Origin of the sequence: Mesorhizobium sp. M0854, from assembly GCF_040319815.1 — a bacterium.
Lineage (GTDB): Bacteria > Pseudomonadota > Alphaproteobacteria > Rhizobiales > Rhizobiaceae > Mesorhizobium.
Genome location: NZ_JAMYOL010000012.1, coordinates 19,339 through 38,206 on the forward strand (window position 1 = coordinate 19,339; position 18,868 = coordinate 38,206).

At 62.6% G+C, this 18,868-nt stretch carries 20 protein-coding genes, 1 tRNA gene and 1 pseudogene; 8 read left to right on the plus strand and 14 right to left on the minus strand.

What is annotated here, in order from left to right:
• Positions 1-140: 140 nt before the first annotated feature.
• Positions 141-896, plus strand: a complete 756-nt coding sequence (locus tag NKH99_RS19365) for a DUF599 domain-containing protein (RefSeq protein WP_353015045.1) — start codon at positions 141-143, stop codon at positions 894-896.
• On the opposite strand, the gene NKH99_RS19370 is transcribed toward NKH99_RS19365, so the two are convergent.
• From NKH99_RS19370 to NKH99_RS19395, 6 genes and pseudogenes are all read right to left on the minus strand, one after another.
• Positions 833-1,642, minus strand: a complete 810-nt coding sequence (locus NKH99_RS19370; protein WP_352613755.1) for a YdcF family protein — start codon at positions 1,640-1,642, stop codon at positions 833-835. The genes NKH99_RS19365 and NKH99_RS19370 overlap by 64 nt on opposite strands.
• Positions 1,643-1,670: 28 nt before the next feature.
• On the minus strand, positions 1,671-3,236 hold the full coding sequence (locus tag NKH99_RS19375) for an amidase (protein ID WP_352613757.1): 1,566 nt from the start codon (positions 3,234-3,236) through the stop codon (positions 1,671-1,673).
• Positions 3,236-3,694, minus strand: a complete 459-nt coding sequence (locus tag NKH99_RS19380; RefSeq protein WP_352471668.1) for a GNAT family N-acetyltransferase — start codon at positions 3,692-3,694, stop codon at positions 3,236-3,238. Before NKH99_RS19380 ends, NKH99_RS19375 begins: the two co-directional genes overlap by 1 nt.
• Before the next feature lie 7 nt (positions 3,695-3,701).
• Entirely contained in the window at positions 3,702-3,989 is a 288-nt protein-coding gene (gatC, locus tag NKH99_RS19385; RefSeq protein ID WP_023674910.1) for an Asp-tRNA(Asn)/Glu-tRNA(Gln) amidotransferase subunit GatC, read from the minus strand.
• A gap of 75 nt (positions 3,990-4,064) precedes the next feature.
• Positions 4,065-4,480 (minus strand): annotated as a pseudogene (locus NKH99_RS19390) (hypothetical protein).
• Between the two features lie 24 nt (positions 4,481-4,504).
• A complete protein-coding gene (locus tag NKH99_RS19395) occupies positions 4,505-5,212 on the minus strand; it encodes a metal-dependent hydrolase (RefSeq protein WP_352471670.1) in 708 nt (235 codons plus the stop codon).
• Between the two features lie 116 nt (positions 5,213-5,328).
• Here NKH99_RS19395 and ruvX point away from each other — a divergent pair, with 116 nt between their 5' ends.
• Positions 5,329-5,814 carry a Holliday junction resolvase RuvX gene (gene ruvX / locus NKH99_RS19400; RefSeq protein WP_352471671.1) on the plus strand — a complete coding sequence of 162 codons (486 nt, stop codon included), beginning with the start codon at positions 5,329-5,331 and terminating at the stop codon, positions 5,812-5,814.
• Here the strand turns inward: ruvX and NKH99_RS19405 are convergent.
• The 3 genes from NKH99_RS19405 to NKH99_RS19415 all read right to left on the minus strand — a co-directional run bounded on the left by NKH99_RS19405 (position 5,781) and on the right by NKH99_RS19415 (position 8,434).
• Positions 5,781-6,092 carry a DUF6105 family protein gene (locus NKH99_RS19405; protein WP_352471672.1) on the minus strand — a complete coding sequence of 104 codons (312 nt, stop codon included), beginning with the start codon at positions 6,090-6,092 and terminating at the stop codon, positions 5,781-5,783. The genes ruvX and NKH99_RS19405 overlap by 34 nt on opposite strands.
• Positions 6,092-6,646 (minus strand): hypothetical protein, encoded by a 555-nt coding sequence (locus NKH99_RS19410; RefSeq protein WP_352471674.1) that lies wholly within the window; start codon positions 6,644-6,646, stop codon positions 6,092-6,094. Before NKH99_RS19410 ends, NKH99_RS19405 begins: the two co-directional genes overlap by 1 nt.
• 159 nt (positions 6,647-6,805) lie before the next feature.
• Positions 6,806-8,434 carry a DNA alkylation response protein gene (locus NKH99_RS19415; RefSeq protein ID WP_352471675.1) on the minus strand — a complete coding sequence of 543 codons (1,629 nt, stop codon included), beginning with the start codon at positions 8,432-8,434 and terminating at the stop codon, positions 6,806-6,808.
• A gap of 155 nt (positions 8,435-8,589) precedes the next feature.
• Here NKH99_RS19415 and NKH99_RS19420 point away from each other — a divergent pair, with 155 nt between their 5' ends.
• Genes NKH99_RS19420 through NKH99_RS19440 form a run of 5 tightly spaced genes read left to right on the plus strand, consistent with a single transcriptional unit; the run spans position 8,590 to position 13,046 of the window.
• Complete coding sequence (locus NKH99_RS19420) at positions 8,590-9,552, plus strand: aspartate carbamoyltransferase catalytic subunit (protein ID WP_352448791.1); 963 nt, start codon at positions 8,590-8,592, stop codon at positions 9,550-9,552.
• On the plus strand, positions 9,552-10,838 hold the full coding sequence (locus NKH99_RS19425; protein ID WP_353015047.1) for a dihydroorotase: 1,287 nt from the start codon (positions 9,552-9,554) through the stop codon (positions 10,836-10,838). The genes NKH99_RS19420 and NKH99_RS19425 overlap by 1 nt, the downstream gene beginning before the upstream one ends.
• A gap of 58 nt (positions 10,839-10,896) precedes the next feature.
• On the plus strand, positions 10,897-11,484 hold the full coding sequence (gene plsY, locus NKH99_RS19430; protein WP_352455728.1) for a glycerol-3-phosphate 1-O-acyltransferase PlsY: 588 nt from the start codon (positions 10,897-10,899) through the stop codon (positions 11,482-11,484).
• A complete protein-coding gene (gene dprA / locus NKH99_RS19435; protein ID WP_352540581.1) occupies positions 11,481-12,605 on the plus strand; it encodes a DNA-processing protein DprA in 1,125 nt (374 codons plus the stop codon). Before plsY ends, dprA begins: the two co-directional genes overlap by 4 nt.
• Before the next feature lie 45 nt (positions 12,606-12,650).
• Positions 12,651-13,046: a hypothetical protein gene (locus NKH99_RS19440; RefSeq protein ID WP_352540582.1), complete on the plus strand. Its 396-nt coding sequence runs from the start codon at positions 12,651-12,653 to the stop codon at positions 13,044-13,046.
• Positions 13,047-13,133: 87 nt separating this feature from the next.
• Here NKH99_RS19440 and NKH99_RS19445 read toward each other — a convergent pair.
• A tRNA-Lys gene (locus tag NKH99_RS19445) sits at positions 13,134-13,209 on the minus strand.
• Between the two features lie 308 nt (positions 13,210-13,517).
• Between NKH99_RS19445 and NKH99_RS19450 the strand changes: the two genes are divergently transcribed.
• Entirely contained in the window at positions 13,518-13,991 is a 474-nt protein-coding gene (locus NKH99_RS19450; protein WP_352540674.1) for a BA14K family protein, read from the plus strand.
• A gap of 51 nt (positions 13,992-14,042) precedes the next feature.
• On the opposite strand, the gene glpK is transcribed toward NKH99_RS19450, so the two are convergent.
• The 4 genes from glpK to NKH99_RS19470 all read right to left on the minus strand — a co-directional run bounded on the left by glpK (position 14,043) and on the right by NKH99_RS19470 (position 18,867).
• Entirely contained in the window at positions 14,043-15,560 is a 1,518-nt protein-coding gene (glpK, locus tag NKH99_RS19455; RefSeq protein ID WP_353015050.1) for a glycerol kinase GlpK, read from the minus strand.
• Positions 15,561-15,706: 146 nt separating this feature from the next.
• A complete protein-coding gene (locus NKH99_RS19460) occupies positions 15,707-17,434 on the minus strand; it encodes an ABC transporter substrate-binding protein (RefSeq protein WP_352540584.1) in 1,728 nt (575 codons plus the stop codon).
• 78 nt (positions 17,435-17,512) lie between these two features.
• The gene (locus tag NKH99_RS19465; protein WP_031211283.1) at positions 17,513-17,779 is read right to left on the minus strand and encodes a DUF2160 domain-containing protein; all 267 of its coding nucleotides are present in this window, start codon (positions 17,777-17,779) and stop codon (positions 17,513-17,515) included.
• A gap of 173 nt (positions 17,780-17,952) precedes the next feature.
• Positions 17,953-18,867, minus strand: a complete 915-nt coding sequence (locus NKH99_RS19470) for a carbohydrate ABC transporter permease (RefSeq protein ID WP_352448784.1) — start codon at positions 18,865-18,867, stop codon at positions 17,953-17,955.
• Position 18,868 lies beyond the last annotated feature (1 nt).

Genomic DNA, 18,868 nt, shown 5'->3' on the forward strand with positions numbered 1-18,868 from the left:
GTCTACATATAGGAATTCCCATCATGTTTTCCGCTGTTTTGAAGATTGCGGCGCTGCGCCTGCCGACCTTGTTTGCTCCGGCAGCGACATTCCAGCTTCGGCCATCGAAGCGTTACTGCCGCCTGTGGTAAAAGCAACGCATGAGCGATTCCTTTCACCTATCGACGGCCGACCTTGCGGCGCTGGGGTTCTTCCTTACCGCGTGGGTGCTGCATACGCTCGCCGCCGACGGAATGCTGGTCAGCCGCATGTCGCTGACGAGGGCGATGAACGCGCAGCGCGAGGCCTGGATGCGGACCATGGCCGAGCGCGAGATCCGCATCGTCGACACCGCCATCATGAGCGGCCTGCAGCAGGGAACCGCCTTCTTTGCCTCGAGTTCGCTGATTGCGATCGGCGGCTGTTTTGCCCTGCTCGGCGCCTCCGATCAGGTTCTGACCGTGTTGAGCGACCTGCCGTTTGGCGCCACGTCTTCACGCGCGGCCTTCCAGACGAAGGTATTCGGGCTGGTGCTGATCCTGGCTTTTTCCTTCTTCAAGTTCGGCTGGGCTTACCGGCTGTTCAACTATTGCTCGATCCTGATCGGCGCCGTGCCGATTCCACATGGCGAGGCGTCGCGCAATCCGGTCACCGAAACGGCGGTGTGGCGTGCCGCGCGGATGAACATGTTGGCCGGAAAGCATTTCAATTCGGGCCTGCGCGGCGTGTTCTTCTCGATTGGCTATCTTGGCTGGTTCGTCGATCCCGCGGTGTTCGTCCTGTCGACGCTGCTGCTCCTGGCGGTGCTGGTGCGCCGCCAGTTTTTCTCGGCGGCGCGGCAGGCGGTGCTCGGTCAGCCGCCCGGCCCAACATCCGGCGCCGGAAAAGGCCGGTCTATCCGGCCTGACAGCCAGTAGGCAATCAGCCCGATCCATTCACGGGTCGCGATGGTTGTGGTCTGCAGTGCTTCGTTGGCATCCGTGCGGAACAGGCCGATGCCTTCCCTGCCGGAGGTGCGGTAGTCGACCGGCCACGGAACCGTCGCAAAACCGGCTTTGTCGAACAGCGCCTTGGCGCGTGGCATGTGGAAGGCCGAGGTCACCAGCAGCCAGGTCTCGCCCGGTTTTGGCGTGATCAGTTGCTTGGTGAAGACCGCATTCTCGTAGGTGTTGCGTGATTTGCCCTCAAGGACCAGCCGATCGGCCGTCACGCCGAGCGCAGTGAACAGGCGTGGAGCTGTCGCCGCATCGCCCTCGTCTTCGCGGACCATTGCAATGGGGCCACCTGAAATGACGACCCTCGCTGTCGGAAAACGCCGTGCCAGCACGGCTGCCTCGACCAATCGGTCGCCACTGGCGTTGAGTTCATAGCCACCGCGGACGAAGTTGATGGCGCTCTCCATACCGCCGCCGAGCACAACGATTCCGTCAACTCGTTCCGGCAGCGGTGGCTTGGGGAAACGCTCCTCGAGCGGATTAAGCATCACTGCGCCGAGCGAGGTCCACGCCGAGAGTGCAAGGACAAGGAATGCCAGCACGCTGCCGGTGGCAAACAGCCTCTTGCGCCCGACCAATGCCGCAAGCAATCCAGCCAGCAGCAGGATGATCGCGAGATTAAGCGGCTGGACGAAGAGCCAGAGAATCTTGGAGACATAGAAGAACATCCCTCACCCCCTCAGATGAGAAACGATCCTACCACCATTTTTCCGGCTGAAATGTGCCGGCCGCCTTTTCGATGACGTGGGCAGTCTGGAACAGCGTTTCCTCGTCGAAAGGCCGGCCGATCAGCTGCAGGCCGAGCGGCAGCCCCTTGGCGTCGAGCCCGGCTGGAACCGCTATACCGGGCAAGCCGGCCATGTTCACCGTCACCGTAAAAATGTCATTGAGATACATCTTGACCGGGTCGGCGGCCATGTCCTCGTCGGCGATGCCGAAGGCAGCGGAAGGTGTTGCCGGCGTCAGGATGACGTCGACGCCTGCTGCAAACACATTTTCGAAGTCACGCTTGATCAGGGTTCGAACCTTCTGCGCCTGCAGATAGTAGGCATCGTAGTAGCCGGCGGAAAGCACATAGGTGCCGATCATGATGCGGCGCTTGACCTCCCGCCCGAAGCCGGCGGCGCGGGTCTTTTCATACATGTCGACAATGTCCTTGCCGGGCACGCGCAAGCCATAGCGGACGCCATCGTAACGGGCGAGGTTGGACGAGGCTTCGGCCGGCGCCACGATGTAATAGGCCGGCAGCGCGTATTTTGTGTGCGGCAGCGAGATATCGACGATCTCGGCGCCGGCATCCCGCAGCCAGGCAATGCCTTTCTGCCACAGCGCCTCGATCTCCGCGGGCATGTCGTCGACACGATATTCCTTTGGGATGCCGACCTTCATGCCTTTGATCGGGCGGCCGATCGCCGCCTCGTAGTCCGGCACCGGCAGGTCGACGGACGTCGTGTCCTTCGGGTCGACCGAAGCCATCGACTTCAACAGGATCGCGGCATCGCGGACGTCGCGCGCGATCGGCCCGGCCTGGTCGAGCGAAGAGGCGAAAGCTACGATCCCCCAGCGCGAGCAGCGGCCATAGGTCGGCTTGATGCCGACTGTGCCAGTGAAGGCGGCGGGCTGGCGGATCGAGCCGCCGGTGTCGGTGGCGGTGGCGCCGGCGCACAGGAAGGCCGAGACCGCTGATGCCGAGCCTCCGGACGAACCGCCCGGCACCAGTTGGGCATTGTCCAACGTGCGCGCGGTCCTGGTGCCGCCCGCCGAAACGAAGCCGCCCTCGCCCTGATGTGTCGTCGGCATCACAACCGTGTCGAGGCGCGAACGCCGCCACGGGTTGATGACCGGCCCGTAATGCGAGGTCTCGTTGGACGAGCCCATGGCGAACTCGTCCATGTTGAGCTTGCCGAGCATGACGGCACCATCCGCCCACAGATTGGCGGTGACCGTCGATTCGTAGCGCGGCTTGAAGCCGTCCAGCACATGGCTGCAGGCCTGGGTGTGGACGCCTTCGGTGCCGAACAAATCCTTGATGCCGAGCGGGATACCCTCGAGCGACCCGCCCTCGCCCTTGGCCAGTTTCGCGTCGGAGGTCTTGGCCATGTCGCGCGCCTTGTCGTCGGTGACCACGACGTAGGCATTGAGCGCCGGATTGGCTCGCTCGACCGCCGATAGATAAGCCTCGGTGATTTCGGTGGCTGTGATCTCTCTGGAGCGCAATTTGGCGCGGGCCTGCGAAATCGTCAGCTGGGTAAGGTCGCTCATCAGGCAAGGCTCTTTTCGTAAAACACCGACCACTCGGAATCGGGATAATTCAGCACTGGCCCGCAACGCGAAAAACCGGCGCGTTCGTAGACGGTCCAGGCGGCGGGATGACGGTCGCCCGTCTCCAGAACCAGACGCTTAAGCCCTTCTTGGCGCGCCAGCGCCTCGATACGCTCGACAATCTTCGCGCCGATCTTGCGGCCGCGATGCGAAGGTCGCGTATACATGCGCTTGACCTCGCCGACGACAGCATCGTGGCGCTTCAGTGCGCCGCAACCGATGGCAAGGCCGTTGTCGCGGGCGATGAAGACGGTCGTGTCGCGGTCCGCCATCTGCTCGACCGTCAAATGGTAGCAATGCTCCGGCGGCGTCAGCTCCAGCAATGTGGCGTTGAGCTCCTCGACCAGCCCACGCACATCGTCCTGCAGCGGCGTCTCAGCCGCGATGTCGATTGCCATCGGCCTGCTACTCCACGACCTTCGGCACAAGGAAGAAATTTTCTTCGGTCGCCGGTGCATTGGCGACGATGTCGGCTGCCTTGCCGCCGTCGGTGACGACGTCCTGGCGCTTTTTCATTGCCATCGGCGTGACCGAGGTCATCGGCTCGACGCCGGAAACATCGACCTCGTTCAACTGCTCGACAAAGCCCAAAATGGCGTTCAATTCGCCGGTCATGCGCTCTGCATCCTCCTCGCTCACCGCAATACGGGCAAGATGCGCGACGCGCTTCACAGTTTTTATATCAACGGACATGTTTGTGCCTCGGGAAAACCAGCGCTATAGCGGCGCGGCGCGTGCCACGCAACATGCATCGTGCCTTCAACTGCCCTATGGCATCGCCACGCCGTCGCAGAGGAAATAACTGCCGCCGTTGCCGCTCTGCTCGCCTTCGTCGGCGGCAGGCCGAACCGATACCAGGTCGATCTGCTTCGGGCTCATCTGTGTCAGTGAGAGAACATCGGGAAAGACGTAGCCCGGCTCCTGGCATATAGCGGTCACCGCCCAGCTCGGTGAGCGTGTCGCTTTGGTGACCTGCAGGAATTCACAATTATATTCGATGCTTCCAGGCCATTTGCCGACAGCACGATATTGCCGCCCTCGATCACCGTCTGCAGCGTATCCTTTTTGGCCTGCGCGCAGAGGTCCTCCGATTGCAGATAGACGCCCTCGATGAAATTTTCCGCGGCCAGCGTCGGCGACGCGGCAACCAGCATTGAAATGCAAAGAGAATTTCTCAAGCGCATCGTATCGTTCCGGACCGGCTTTCTTTACAGCGTAATCGTCTCGCCGATCTTCGGCAACGCAACTTTCACACCCGATCCATCCAGCCCGGCCACGAATTTGTCGGCAGTCTGATCGATCATCGGAAATGTGCCGAAGTGAGCGGGAACGACCGTCTCGAACTTGAAGAAACGCTGGCAGGCAAGGGCTGCTACCGCGCCACCCATGGTGAAGCGGTCGCCGATCGGCACGATGCCGATCTTCGGTTCGTGCAACTCGTTGATCAGCGCCATGTCGGAAAAAATGTCGGTGTCGCCCATATGATAAAGCGTCTTGTCCTCGGGAAAGTGCAGGACGAGCCCGCCCGGATTGCCGAGATAGGTATTCTGGCCACCCTCGCCCGGAAAGGACGATGAATGCAGAGCCTGAACGAAGGTGGTGGTGAAGCCGCCGCAATCGACGGTGCCGCCGATATTGCCGGGATTGATCTGCTTGTCACCGACACCCTTGCCGACCAGGTACATGCAAATCTCGAAATTGGCGACCAGCATCGCGCCGCTCTTCTTGAGCACTTCGACGGCGCCGCTGATGTGGTCACTGTGGCCATGGGTGAGCAACACGTGCGTGATCCCTTCGGCCGGCCCTTCCCAGCCGCCCGCCCATGACGGATTGCCGACCAGATAGGGGTCGATGAGGATTTTCGCGCCTTCGATTTCGATTCTGAATGCCGAATGTCCGTACCAGGTCAGTTTCATCAATGCTTTCCTCGATTTTTGCTTCGGTAGAGGATAGAACGCCGACGGCGAAATTAAAGTGCCGCGCACGCTTTGCGCGTATAGGACGTGCGGCGTCGCGGTCAAAGGAAAAGCCGTTGGGCATCATCACCATCGAGGAGTTGCCGGCCCGGCTGGGCGGCGGCAAGACCCTGGCCGGTCTCGACCTTGGCGACAAAACGATCGGCGTGGCGGTTTCGGACCGCGGCTTGTCGTTCGCGCACCCGCGCCCCGTCATCATGCGCAGGAAATTCTCGCTCGATGCCGCAGTGCTGCTCGCCCTGTTGCAGAAGGAGAATGCCGGCGCCGTGGCAATCGGCCTCCCCATCAACATGGACGGCTCGGAAGGCCCGCGCGCCCAAAAATCCCGCGCTTTCGTCCGCAACATGGCTGGATTGACCGATCTGCCGTTCGTCTTTTGGGACGAAAGGCTGTCGACGGTGGCGGCCGAGCGAACACTGATCGAGATGGATTTTTCCCGCAAGAAACGCGCCGGCAAGATCGATTCAGCGGCGGCCGCTTTCATCCTCCAGGGCGTTCTCGACCGGCTTCAGGCGCTCGGCGTCGATGCCTGGTCGAAATAGCGGTTGCGCATCGCCGTGATCCAGCCACCAATCGTCTTGCGGCGGCGAAATGCCCAGAACGCCACCAGCAGCACGCCGTCGAATACGCAAGCTTTCGCCACCATGCCCGGAATGAGCGCCGGATCGACGCCCAGCATCTGTCCATAGAGCTGGAAGACGAGATCGTGTAATTGGCGGCTCAGCATGACATAGCCGAAATTGATGTCGTTGAGCGACAGAAAGAACCAGCCCCAAAACAAGAGGAGCGGAGCCGCCCACAGCGCGAACAAGGTGCGCATCAGCGGTCATCCCTCGAATCCAGCCGGCCGGAAATGCGGGCAAGCGAGGAATTATGCGCCGCTGCCTTGGCCATGACATGCGCGGCCGCTCGGATTTCGCCGGTCCCTGGAGCTGCCGCGGCAACGGTCGACCGCCGCTCCGCGAGCACCGCGACATAGGACGCCAGAAGTGCCGCCAATTGCACCGCGACAATCATGAACAGCCCATTGATGCCTTGCGCGGCGCCGCCGATGACGATCAGCGACAGCACGCCTAAGGCGGAAATGAAGGCGATTCGCATGACGCTGTCGGCGGGATCCGGGTTGGTCGTGTCGCTGGTCAGTGCTTCAACAAAGGCCCAGCAGAACAGCACCGCGACGACAAGCAGTGCCACGGCGAGCGGCGCCACGACGACGGCGTTTTCGAGATCGGCAAATCGAGTGTTCTGGACGGGAACGCCCAGTACGCCAAGGGCCGTCGCCACGCCTCGATTCCCGTCGATGCAAATGAACGCCAGCAGGGCGAAAACGGCCGCCCAATGCAATGCCAGAAAAGAGCTCAGAATATGCCGCATGACGCTCCTGCTTCGCAGGGCAAAGCCGCTCAAGCTGAACAATCCTTGCCTTAACCATAACACTGGGCTTTGCCACCGGCCGCCGCAATGGAAACCATTCGTTAAGGTTAACGGCCATCCACAGGGTCGCGAGAGCGGCAGCGAATTGGGCGACGGCCCTTAGTTGATCGGCGGGTAGAGCGTATCGATGATCATGCGCGCATCATGGCGGGAATCGATCATGCCATAGGTATTGCGCCACTGGCCGGCGAGGCGCGTTTCGACGAAGGCGTCGGCGATCCGCCCTGCCCCCAACCTGCGAAGCTCTGCCGCCGCCGCCGACAATGCCAATTGCTCGGTCAAGAGCCGCGCCGAGCCCTCGTCGGTTGCAGCGACCTGCATTGCTGCTTTGAGCACGCCGACGGTGCCGCGTCCGCCGGCGCCGAGATCGCGGTCGATGCCGGCCAGCACGTCATCGAACAGGCCGGGTGCACGCCCCAGCACACGTAGCACGTCGAGCGCCATGACGTTGCCGGATCCCTCCCATATCGCGTTGACCGGAGCTTCGCGATAGTAGCGGGCGAGCGGCCCCTCCTCGACATAGCCATTGCCGCCGAGGCACTCCATCGCTTCATAGAGCAGCGGCGGCGCAATCTTGCAGACCCAGTATTTGACGACCGGCGTCATGGCGCGCGCGAAGGCCGCCTCGCCGCGGTCGCCGGCCGCCTCGTCGAAGGAGCGCGCCAGCCGGAACGACAGCGCAGTAGCGGCGGCAACGTCGAGCGCCATATCGGCCAGCACCCGCTGCATCAGCGGCTGCTCGACCAGATTGGTTCCGAACACCTTGCGGTGGCGCGTGTGGTGGACGGCCTCGGCCAGTCCGGCCCGCATGATCGCCGATGAGGCGACGGCACAGTCGAGCCGCGTCAGGGTCACCATGTCCATGATCGTCTTCACGCCCGCGCCGGGCTCGCCGACCATCTCGCCGATGGCATTGACGAATTCCACCTCCGACGAGGCATTGGATCGGTTGCCGAGCTTGTCCTTCAGCCGTTGAAAACGGAAGCCGTTGCCGGATCCGTCGCCGAGCAGGCGGGGAACGAGAAAGCACGACAGTCCCTCCGGCACCTGTCCGAGCACCAGGAAGGCATCCGACATCGGCGCCGACATGAACCATTTGTGGCCGGTCAGGCGATAAAACCCGCTGCCGGCGCGCTCGGCCCTGGTGACGTTGGCACGGACATCGGTGCCGCCTTGCTTCTCGGTCATGCCCATGCCGAGCGTCAGCCCGGCTTTTTCGACCGGAGGCTTCTGGCTTTGATCGTATTTGCGCGTCGTCACCCGAGGCGCCCATTCGCGAAACAGCTTCGGGCTGGCCATCAGCGCTGCCAGCGAAGCGCTGGTCATGGTGATCGGGCAGAGATGTCCGGTCTCGAGCTCAGCCGTGAGGTAAAAGCGTGCAGCGCGCACCTGGTGGCGCCGGCCGATCTCGGCGTCGCCATTCTCCCAGACCGACGAATGCAGCCCGTTGGCAACAGAGCGGCGCATGAGCGCGTGATAGGCGGGATGGAACTCGACCTGGTCGATGCGCCGGCCCTGGCGGTCATGGGTCCTGAGCTTCGGCATTTCGACATTGGCAAGACGGGCCAGTTCCTGCGCCTCATGGGTCAGAACGAACCGGCCAAGCCCGTCGAGGTCCTTGCGCACCGGATCGGAAAAGCGCTCGGCAAGCTGGATCAGCAACGGATCGCCCCGCCAGGCGTTGCCGCCGGCCAGCGGCGGCGGCTGGTTGGTCACGTCGTCGGTCACGCTTCGTCCTTATCACCTGAAGGCTGCGAATCCAAAGCCAAGGCGGTTTATAGCCTATGGCCAGCGGCGCGCGACGAAAATACCGGGGAGAACCAATCCAATCCCAAGCCGGTGCTTGCAGCCGCGGAGCCTCCCCCCTATAGCAGCGACTTGAGATGACCGACGCATCGTCCCTGCCGCTTTATCCCCACCGCCATCTTCTGGGCATCCGCGATCTTTCCCCTGCCGACATCGAGCTTCTGCTCGACCGGGCGGACAGGGCCGTTGCCATCTCGCGGCAGTCGGACAAGAAGACATCGACGCTGCGCGGCCGCACCCAGATCAATCTCTTCTACGAAGCCTCGACCCGTACGCAATCGTCATTCGAGCTGGCCGGCAAACGGCTCGGCGCCGACGTCATGAACATGTCCGTAGCGAGTTCGTCGGTGAAAAAGGGCGAGACGCTGATCGATACGGCGATGACGCTGAATGCCATGCGTCCCGACATATTGATCATCCGCCATCAATCGGCCGGCGCGGCAGCACTTCTTGCCCAAAAAGTTGGCTGTTCGGTGGTCAATGCCGGCGACGGCGCCCATGAGCACCCTACCCAGGCGCTGCTCGACGCACTGACCATCCGCCGCGTCAAGGGTCCGTTGTCGAAGCTGATCGTGGCGATCTGCGGCGACATCCTGCATTCGCGCGTGGCCCGCTCCAACATCATCCTGCTCAACGCGCTTGGTGCCCAGGTCAGGGTCGTCGCCCCTTCGACGCTTTTGCCCGCCGGCATCGAGAAGATGGGCGTCATCGTCACACGTTCCATGGCCGAGGGTCTGAAGGACGCCGACGTGGTAATGATGCTGCGCCTGCAGCGCGAACGCATGGAAGGCGCTTTCGTACCGTCGGTGCGCGAATATTTCCGCTATTTCGGCCTCGACGCGGAGAAGCTGAAGGCGGCCAAGGACGGTGCGCTGGTCATGCATCCCGGCCCGATGAACCGCGGCGTCGAGATCGCCTCCGAGATCGCCGACGGCCCGCAAAGCGTTATCCAGGAACAGGTTGAGATGGGCGTCGCCGTGCGCATGGCGGTTATGGAAGCGCTGCTCGACCCCCGTCGAAATCACGAGGGCCGCGCCTGATGAGCATTACGGTCTTCCGCCGGGCCCACATCGTCGACCCGTCGCGCGGCATCGATGAGGTCGGCACCGTCATCGTTGAAGGCCGCAAAATCGTTGCCGCCGGCAAGGCGGCCTTGAACCAGGGCGCGCCCGACGGCGCCACCATCATCGACTGCGCCGGCAAGACTATCATCCCCGGATTGATCGACGCACGCGTCTTCATCGGCGAACCCGGCGGCGAACACCGGGAGACCATTGCTTCGGCGAGCATCGCTGCGGCGGCCGGCGGCGTCACCTCAGTCATCATGATGCCCGATACCGACCCGGTGATCGACAATGTCGCACTGGTCGAGTTCGTGCTGCGCACCGCCAAGGACACCGCAATCGTCAACATCTTGCCGGCAGCAGCGATCACCAAGGGGCTGGAAGGCCGCGAGATGACCGAATTCGGCCTGCTGCGCGAGGCCGGCGCGGTCGCCTTCACCGATGGCCGGCATTCTATTGCCAGCGCGCTGGTGATGCGCCGCGCGCTGACCTATGCGCGCGATTTCGGTGGCGTCATCGCGCATGAAACCCAAGACGCCGACCTCGCTTTGGCCGGCGTGATGAACGAAGGCCTTTACGCAAGCTGGCTTGGCCTTGCCGGCATTCCGCGCGAAGCCGAATCGATCCCCCTGGAGCGCGATCTCGCGCTGGCTCGGCTGACCGGCGGCGCCTATCACGCTGCCAAGATTTCGACGGCTATGGCGGCAAACGCGGTAGCGCGCGCAAAAGCCGATGGCACCAACATCACCTCAGGCGTGTCGATCCACAATCTGTCGCTCAACGAGAATGATGTCGGCGAGTACCGCACCTTCTTCCGGCTGACGCCGCCGCTGCGCGCCGAGGAAGACCGGCTGGCGATGATCGAAGCGATCAAGGACGGCACCATCGACCTCATCGTCTCCTCCCACGACCCGCAGGACGTCGACACCAAGCGCCTGCCCTTTGCCGATGCCGCGGCCGGCGCCATCGGGCTGGAAACGCTGCTAGGCGCAGCGCTGCGGCTCTATCACAATGGCGACGTGACGCTGCTCCGGCTGGTCGAGACACTGTCGACCGCGCCGGCAAGATTGTTCGGCCTGCCCGGCGGCACGCTGAAACCGGGGGCATTGGCCGACCTTGCGCTCGTCGATCTGGACGAGCCATGGGTCGTCAGCGAGAGCGGCATCCGCTCACGCTCGAAAAACACCTGTTTCGAAGGCGCACGACTGCAAGGCAAGGTCTTGCAAACGATGGTGGCGGGCCGCACAGTGTTTTCGGCCTAGGACGAAAACAGGCGTCACGGCTTAAAATCCGCTCAGCCAAGGAAAGTTCGGGGGAACAATGGCTTACAGTCCCGTCTTGGCATTGGTGTTCGGCTATCTTCTCGGCTCGATCCCGTTTGGCCTGCTGATCACCCGTGCCGCCGGCCTCGGCGACGTGCGCAACATCGGCTCCGGCAACATCGGCGCCACCAATGTGCTGCGCACCGGCAACAAGAGCTTGGCCGCGGCCACGCTTCTGCTCGACGCCCTTAAAGGCACCGCGGCGGTGCTGATCGCAGGCCGCTTTGCGCCCGAGCTCGGACTTTGGGCCGGCTTCGGCGCGTTTTTAGGTCATCTCTTTCCGGTCTGGCTCGGCTTCAAGGGGGGCAAGGGTGTCGCCACTTACCTTGGCGTGCTGATCGGCCTTGCCTGGCAGGCGGCGCTGATCTTCGCCGTCGTCTGGCTGGCGGTGGCCTTCCTGTTCCGCTTCTCCTCGCTTGCGGCACTGACGGCAGCAGTCGTGGTGCCCATGGCGCTGTATTTCCTGAGCACGCCGCAGATTGCCGGGCTTTTCGCGGCGATGAGCCTAATCGTCATCGTAAAGCACCGCGCCAACATTGCGCGGCTGCTTGCCGGCACCGAGGGTAAGATCGGGGCCAAGGAGTGAGCGAGCCCGACGCCGGGCCGCGCCTCAGCGACCGGCAGCGGCTGAGCTGGCTTCGTCTGATCCGCACGCCGAATGTCGGCCCGGCTTCCTTTCGCGACCTGATCAACCGGTTCGGTTCGGCCGAAGCAGCGCTATCGATGCTGCCCGAGCTGATGATTTCGGGTGGCGCCAAAAAAATCGTCCGCATCCCGTCCATTGCCGAGGCCGAGGCGGAGCTGGAGACCGCCCGGCGGGCTGGCGCCCGCTTCGTCGGCATCGGCGAAGCGGATTATCCGCCGCTGATGAAAAGCATGGATCATCCGCCGCCGCTGCTCGCGGTCAGGGGCAATAGCGCGGTGTTCCGCTTGCCAGCGGTCGCCATCGTCGGCGCTCGCAACGCATCGCTGGCCGGCATCAAGATGGCGCGGATGCTGGCGGCGGATCTCGGCCGCGACGGCTATGGCATCGTCTCCGGCCTGGCGCGCGGCATCGATACGGCCGCGCACCAGGGCAGCCTTGCGACTGGCACAATCGGCGTGCTCGCCGGCGGCCTCGATTTGCCCTACCCGCCCGAAAATGCCGGCCTGTGCGACGAGATCGCCGAACGCGGCGGCGCCATCATTTCCGAAATGCCGTTTGGGTGGCAGCCGCGCGCACAGGATTTTCCGCGCCGCAACCGGCTCGTCGCCGGTGCTGCATTGGGATTGGTGGTGGTCGAGGCCGCACAGCGCTCCGGCTCGCTGATCAGCGCCCGCCTCGCCGGCGAGATGGGCCGGCTGGTCTTTGCCGTTCCCGGTTCGCCGCTCGATCCGCGCGCTGCCGGCGCCAATGGCCTGCTCAAGGACGGCGCAACCCTTGTCACCGAGGCCGCCGATATCACCAGTGCGATCGCCCCGCTGGTCGGCGCCTGGGCCCCAAGGACATCGCCGCTTGAGGAGCCGCCCGACTTTTCGGCAACGCCGCCGCCGCGCGAGGACGACCGCGACCGCGTCGTCGAGGCGCTCGGCCCGACGCCAGTGGCGGTAGACGAGATCATCCGCCACACCGGCCTGCATCCCGCCCAAGTGTTCATGGTGCTGCTGGAGCTCGACCTAGCCGGACGGCTCGAGCGCCATGCCGGCGGTAATGTCTCGCTGATTTGACCGAGAGCTTGCGCATGTCCCGGCACGCAATTCCGACGTGATTCCATGACTGATCTAGGTGAGAAGCCAAAGCAGACGCTGTTCACTCGTACGACGGCCCTCGTTTGGGCAGCGTTGAGCGTCATGCTGGCGCTGAAATGGTCGATGGATCTCGGCATGCTGGGTTTTCCCGACGGCTACATAACGCCCTTCGCAAGAGCAACCAGCACGCTTTTGGGCATTCTGACGGCAGCCTGCATGGCCCAGGGTCTCTACTTTTTCCTGGCCGGCGTGTTCGGCAGAAAGGTAAGCGCCGTCGGTCTGTGCCCGCAAATCCTTGCCGCAGCAGTTCTCACCGTGGTGCCAGTGCCTATCGTGAAGGATTGTCCGAATTCACAGCTGTGCAGCAGAGCCTATGAGGCACTCACCGGCACGATGATGGACGATGGGGCGGGCGGCTAAAGCCACTGGATGCGTTCGGCACGAGGTTGTCACCCATGTCTTAGGTACAAACTGTTACCCATGTCTCCGGGCCGTACATCTTGATTGTGGTGAGCGCGATGGGATTCGAACCCATGACCTACTGATTAAAAGTCAGTTGCTCTACCGGCTGAGCTACGCGCTCCCGCGGGCTCAGAAAGGCCGCCCTCGAAATTGCGCGGAACATAGGGAGAGTGCCTCTGCCGGTCAACCGGAAAAAGACGGCTCCCAAACCGGACTTTCCTGCCGCGTCATCATGCCTGGCGAAGCGCTTCGGCGTTGACGGAACTGCCTCCCTCTCGCGCAAGGCCGAAGCTCGCCCTCTATGCCGACAAAGGCAAGCAGCAAATCGGAAGAACCTTTGCGGATCAGCAACTTGGGATTTTTGGCGGAACAATTTGCGCAGCCTGCCCGTTTCCCGCGATAAGGGACATGCGTTTCAAGGAGAAGACCATGAATAGGATCATGTCGGGCCTGCTGGCGACCACTCTTTCGATCTCATTCGCTGCCGCGGAGATCGTGCCAGTCAACGCTCAGCCCAGCTATGCGCCCCCTGCCGAGGGGCTCACCTCGAATGTCCAGACCGTCCAGTACGAGCCGTGGCGGAGGCACCGGAATTTCAATCGCGATTTCTCGCGTCGCGATTTCCGTCGCAATTTTTCGCGTGACGACGGCATGTACTGGCGTGGCCATCGCGGCTATCGCGAATATCGTCGCGGCTATCGCCGTCACGGCGATTTCTGGTTCCCGCTGGCTGCGTTTGCTACTGGAGCGCTGATTACCGGCGCGATCGTCAACCAGAATCGTGTCTATCGTGGCGATGCCCACGTGCAGTGGTGCTATGACCGTTATCGGAGCTATCGCGCTTCTGACAACACTTACCAGCCCAACTACGGTCCGCGCCGGCAGTGCCGGTCGCCTTACTGAGTCCCAGATTAGAGGCTGCAAGCCCGCGCCCGAAACGGCGCGGGTTTTTCATTAGTGCGAATCCGGTGGCATCCCTGCCTGCGTACTTAGCGTCCTGCGCACAGCGTGGCGCCAACCTGCCAGCTTGGCGGCACGTGTCGAAGCATCCATGTCCGGCTTGAACCGGCGCTCGAGCGCCCAACTCCTGGCGAATTCCGCGGCCTTCGGCCAGACACCCGCCTTCGAGCCGGCCAGCCAAGCCGCACCGAGTGCTGTCGTCTCGAGAATTGTCGGCCGGTCTACCGGCGCATCGAGAATGTCGGCCAGCCGCTGCATGGTCCAGTCTGACGCCACCATGCCGCCATCGACCCTGAGGACGGTCTTGGCCGACGCGCCCTTCCAGTCCTTGCGCATGGCATCAAGCAGGTCGCGCGTTTGGAACGCGACTGATTCCAGTGCCGCGCGGGCAAATTCCGCCGGCCCCGAATTGCGGGTCAGCCCGAAGATGGCGCCGCGCGCTTCGGCATCCCAATGGGGCGCGCCGAGCCCGACGAAAGCCGGCACCAGATAGACGTTCTGCGTCGGATCGGCTTCCTCTGCCAATTTGCCGCTATGCTCGGCCCTGCCGATTACCTTGATTCCGTCGCGCAGCCATTGCACGGCGGCGCCCGCGATAAAGATCGAGCCTTCCAGAGCGTAGGTGGTCCTGCCGTTCAGCCTGTAGGCGATGGTGGTCAAAAGCCGGTTCTTCGAACGAACCAGATCGCTGCCGGTGTTGAGCAGCGCGAAGCAACCGGTGCCGTAGGTGGATTTCATCATGCCTGGCTCGAAACAGGCCTGGCCGATCGCCGCCGCATGCTGGTCGCCGGCCACACCGAGGATTCTAATCTGTGCACCAAACAGGCTTTTGTCGGTGATTCCAAAATCATCGGCACAATCTTTCACCTGCGGCAGCATTCTTGCAGGTATGCCGAAAATGGCCAGCAGCTCGTCGTCCCAGGCGTTTTGTTCGATGTTGTAGACCAGTGTGCGCGAGGCATTAGTGGCGTCAGTGGCGTGGACCTTGCCGCCAGTCAGGCGCCAAATCAGGAAACTATCGATGGTGCCGGCCAGCAGTTCGCCCTTCTCGGCGCGTTTTCTGGCGCCCTTCACCTTGTCCAGCATCCAGGCGATCTTGGTGCCGGAGAAATAGGGATCGAGCAGCAGGCCGGTCTTTTTCGTGAATTTCTTCTCCAGCCCCAGCTTCTTCAGTTTCTGGCATAGCGGCGCGGTGCGGCGGTCCTGCCAGACAATCGCGTTGTGGATCGGCTTGCCGGTCTCCTTGTCCCAGATGACGACGGTTTCGCGCTGGTTGGTGATGCCGATCGCGGCGACTTCCGCTGCGTTGCGGCCGGCTGTCTTCAGCGCGGCTTTCACCGTTTCCACGACGCTTGCCCATATCTCCTCGGGATCGTGCTCGACCCAGCCGGAGGCCGGATAATATTGGGTGAATTCCTTTTGCCCGCTGCCGACGACCTCCATCTTGTCGTCGAACAGGATCGCCCGGCTCGATGTCGTCCCCTGGTCGATTGCAAGGATATATCCGGTCATTCTCTCTCCCGTCGAAGCGAGTTCAAAGGTGCTGCGATGTCTCGACGCCAGATGGCGCGGAGCCGTTCACGCAAACAGGGGAGACGGCAACATGCCGCCTCCCCTGAGCATGGCGATGCGGGCGCGGACGCCCGCATCAAACGGTCCTATTGCTGCCAGCTCTTCACCAGCTCGTCGTAGTTGATGGTGACCGGCTTTTCCTTCTCGTTCTCGATCTTGAGCTGAGGAGCGAGATTGCCCTTCTTGACCGCGTCCGCATTCCAGTAGGCGAGGTCATGCTCTTCGGCCATCTTCGGGCCAATATCGCCCTGGACGCCCGACTTCTCGATGCGGCTCATCACCTTTTCCTGCTCGCCGCAGAGCGAGTCCATCGCTTCCTGCGCGCTCTTGGCACCCGACGAAGCATCGCCGATCGCCTGCCACCAGAGCTGTGCCAGCTTCGGATAGTCCGGCACGTTGGTGCCGGTCGGCGACCACTGGACGCGCGCCGGCGAGCGGTAGAACTCGATCAAGCCGCCGAGCTTTGGCGCACGTTCGGTGAAGCTCTTGTCGTGGATCGTGCTCTCGCGGATGAAGGTCAGGCCGACATGGCTCTTCTTCACGTCGACCGTCTTCGAGGTGACGAACTGCGCGTAGAGCCAGGCGGCTTTGGCGCGGTCGGTCGGCGTCGACTTCATCAGCGTCCAGGAACCGACGTCCTGATAGCCAAGCTTCATGCCGTCCTTCCAGTAGACGCCATGCGGCGACGGCGCCATGCGCCACTTCGGCGTGCCGTCGTCGTTCAGCACCGCCTTGGCGCTGGCGTCGACCATGCTGGCGGTGAAGGCGGTGTACCAGAAGATCTGCTGGGCAACCGCGCCCTGCGCCGGAACTGGCCCCGATTCGGAGAAGGTCATGCCTTGGGCTTCCGCCGGTGCATAGGCCTTCAGCCAATCGAGGTACTTCTGGATGGCATAGACAGAAGCCGGACCATTGGTGTCGCCGCCGCGCGCCGTGCAGGAACCGACCGGACGCGAATTCTCGTCGACCTTGATGCCCCATTCGTCGACGGGCAGACCGTTCGGAATGCCCTTGTCGCCATTGCCGGCCATCGACAGCCAGGCGTCGGTGAACCGCCAGCCGAGCGAGGGGTCCTTCTTGCCATAGTCCATATGGCCGTAGACCTTCTTGCCGTCGATCTCACGCCCGGTGAAGAACGCTGCAATGTCCTCATAGGCCGACCAGTTCACCGGCACGCCGAGGTCGTAGCCGTATTTGGCCTTGAAGTCCGCCTTGTTCTTCTCGTCGTTGAACCAGTCGTAACGGAACCAGTAGAGGTTGGCGAACTGCTGGTCGGGAAGTTGGTAGAGTTTCTTGTCGGGCGCGGTGGTGAACGAAGTGCCGATGAAATCCTTCAGGTCGAGATTCGGGTTGGTGACATCCTTACCGTCGCCTGCCATCCAGTCGGTCAGGTTGCGCACCTGCTGGTAGCGCCAGTGCGTGCCGATCAGATCGGAATCGTTGACCCAGCCGTCATAGAGGTTCTGGCCGGTCTGCATCTGGGTCTGGATCTTCTCGACGACGTCGCCTTCCTGGATGACGTCATGCGTAACCTTGATGCCGGTGATGGCCGTAAAGGCCGGCGCCAGCACCTGCGATTCATACTGATGCGTGGCGATGGTTTCGGAAACCACCTTGATATCCATGCCGGCGAAAGGTTTCGCGGCATCGATGAACCATTGCATCTCGGCTTCCTGGTCGGCGCGCGAAAGCGTCGAAAGGGGCCCGATTTCCTTATCGAGGAAGGCCTTGGCCTCGTCCATTCCGGCATAGGCATTGCTTGCCCCGAGCAATAGGACAAGCGCAGTTGTTGATGTCAAGAATTGCCGTCGCATGTATTTCCTCCACTGTTAAAGTTCAAAGTGCGATCTGGATCGGCGGCCGGCACGCCGCCGTTCCAACAGTTTCCCCCTCTATACGTAGCGGAACACGCCGACGGCGTAGACCACGGAGAGAGCGAGAGCCCACCACAGATTGGGTCCGACTAGACCCAGCCAAGCGAGATGGATAAAGGCGCTGCCAAGCAGCGACAGGAACAGGCGGTCGCCACGCGTCGTTTCGAACCGCAGCACGCCGACGCGCGGATTGCCGCCCGGCGAGACGTATTCCCACGCCGCCATGCCGCAAAGCAGCAGAAAGATGGTTCCAAAGAAGGCCGCGGTCGGCCACGTCCAGGCCATCCACGAAAAATCGAGGTTGGACGAGAGGTTAAATCCCCACAGGCGGATATTGGCCGGATCGCTGAAGCCCACCGTTATTGCCACGAAATCGATTTGAAGTGCCACCCAGGCCACGACGACCAGGGCGAGAAACAGCACGGCCCACCACCATGGGCTTCTGTCGACCTGCTCCATCATACCCTCCCCAGGGCAAAGCCCTTGGCGATGTAGTTGCGCACAAACCAGATGACGAGCGCGCCGGGAATCAGCGTCAGCACGCCGGCTGCGGCGAGCAGCCCCCAATCCATGCCGGCGGCCGAAACGGTGCGGGTCATGGTCGCGGCGATCGGCTTGGCGTCGGTGGTCGTCAGCGTGCGGGCGATCAGCAGCTCGACCCACGAGAACATGAAGCAGAAGAAGCACGCCACGCCGATGCCGCTCGCAATCAGCGGCATGAATATCTTGATGAAGAAGCGCGGGAACGAATAGCCGTCGATATAGGCGGTCTCGTCGATCTCCTTGGGTACGCCCGACATGAAGCCTTCGAGGATCCACACCGCCAGCGGCACGTTGAACAGGCAATGCGCCAGAGCCACGGCGATGTGGGTGTCGATAAGGCCGAAGGCCGAATAAAGCTGAAAGAATGGCAGCGCGAACACCGCCGGCGGCGCCATGCGGTTGGTCAGCAGCCAGAAGAACAGATGCTTGTCGCCGAGGAAGCGGTAGCGTGAGAAGGCATAGGCCGCCGGCAGCGCCGCAGCCACCGAAATCACCATGTTCATAACCACATAGGTGATCGAGTTGATGTAGCCCGAATACCAGGACGCGTCGGTGAAGATGGTGCGGTAATTCGCCAATGTCGGTGCGTGCGGGTAGAGCGTCAGCGACGAGACGATCTCGCCATTGGTCTTGAAGCTCATATTGATGAGCCAGTAGATCGGCAAAAGCAGAACGATGATGTAGAGCGTCGGCACGATCCACCACCAACGCGACTCCTCGCCGCGACGGCGCATCAGCCGTGCGATCTCGTCCTGCCGTAGCGTGCTGGCGAGCCCTTCCGAAGCTGTCGTCTCGCTCACCCTGTCGGCTCTCTCTTCGGTGCGGCTCATC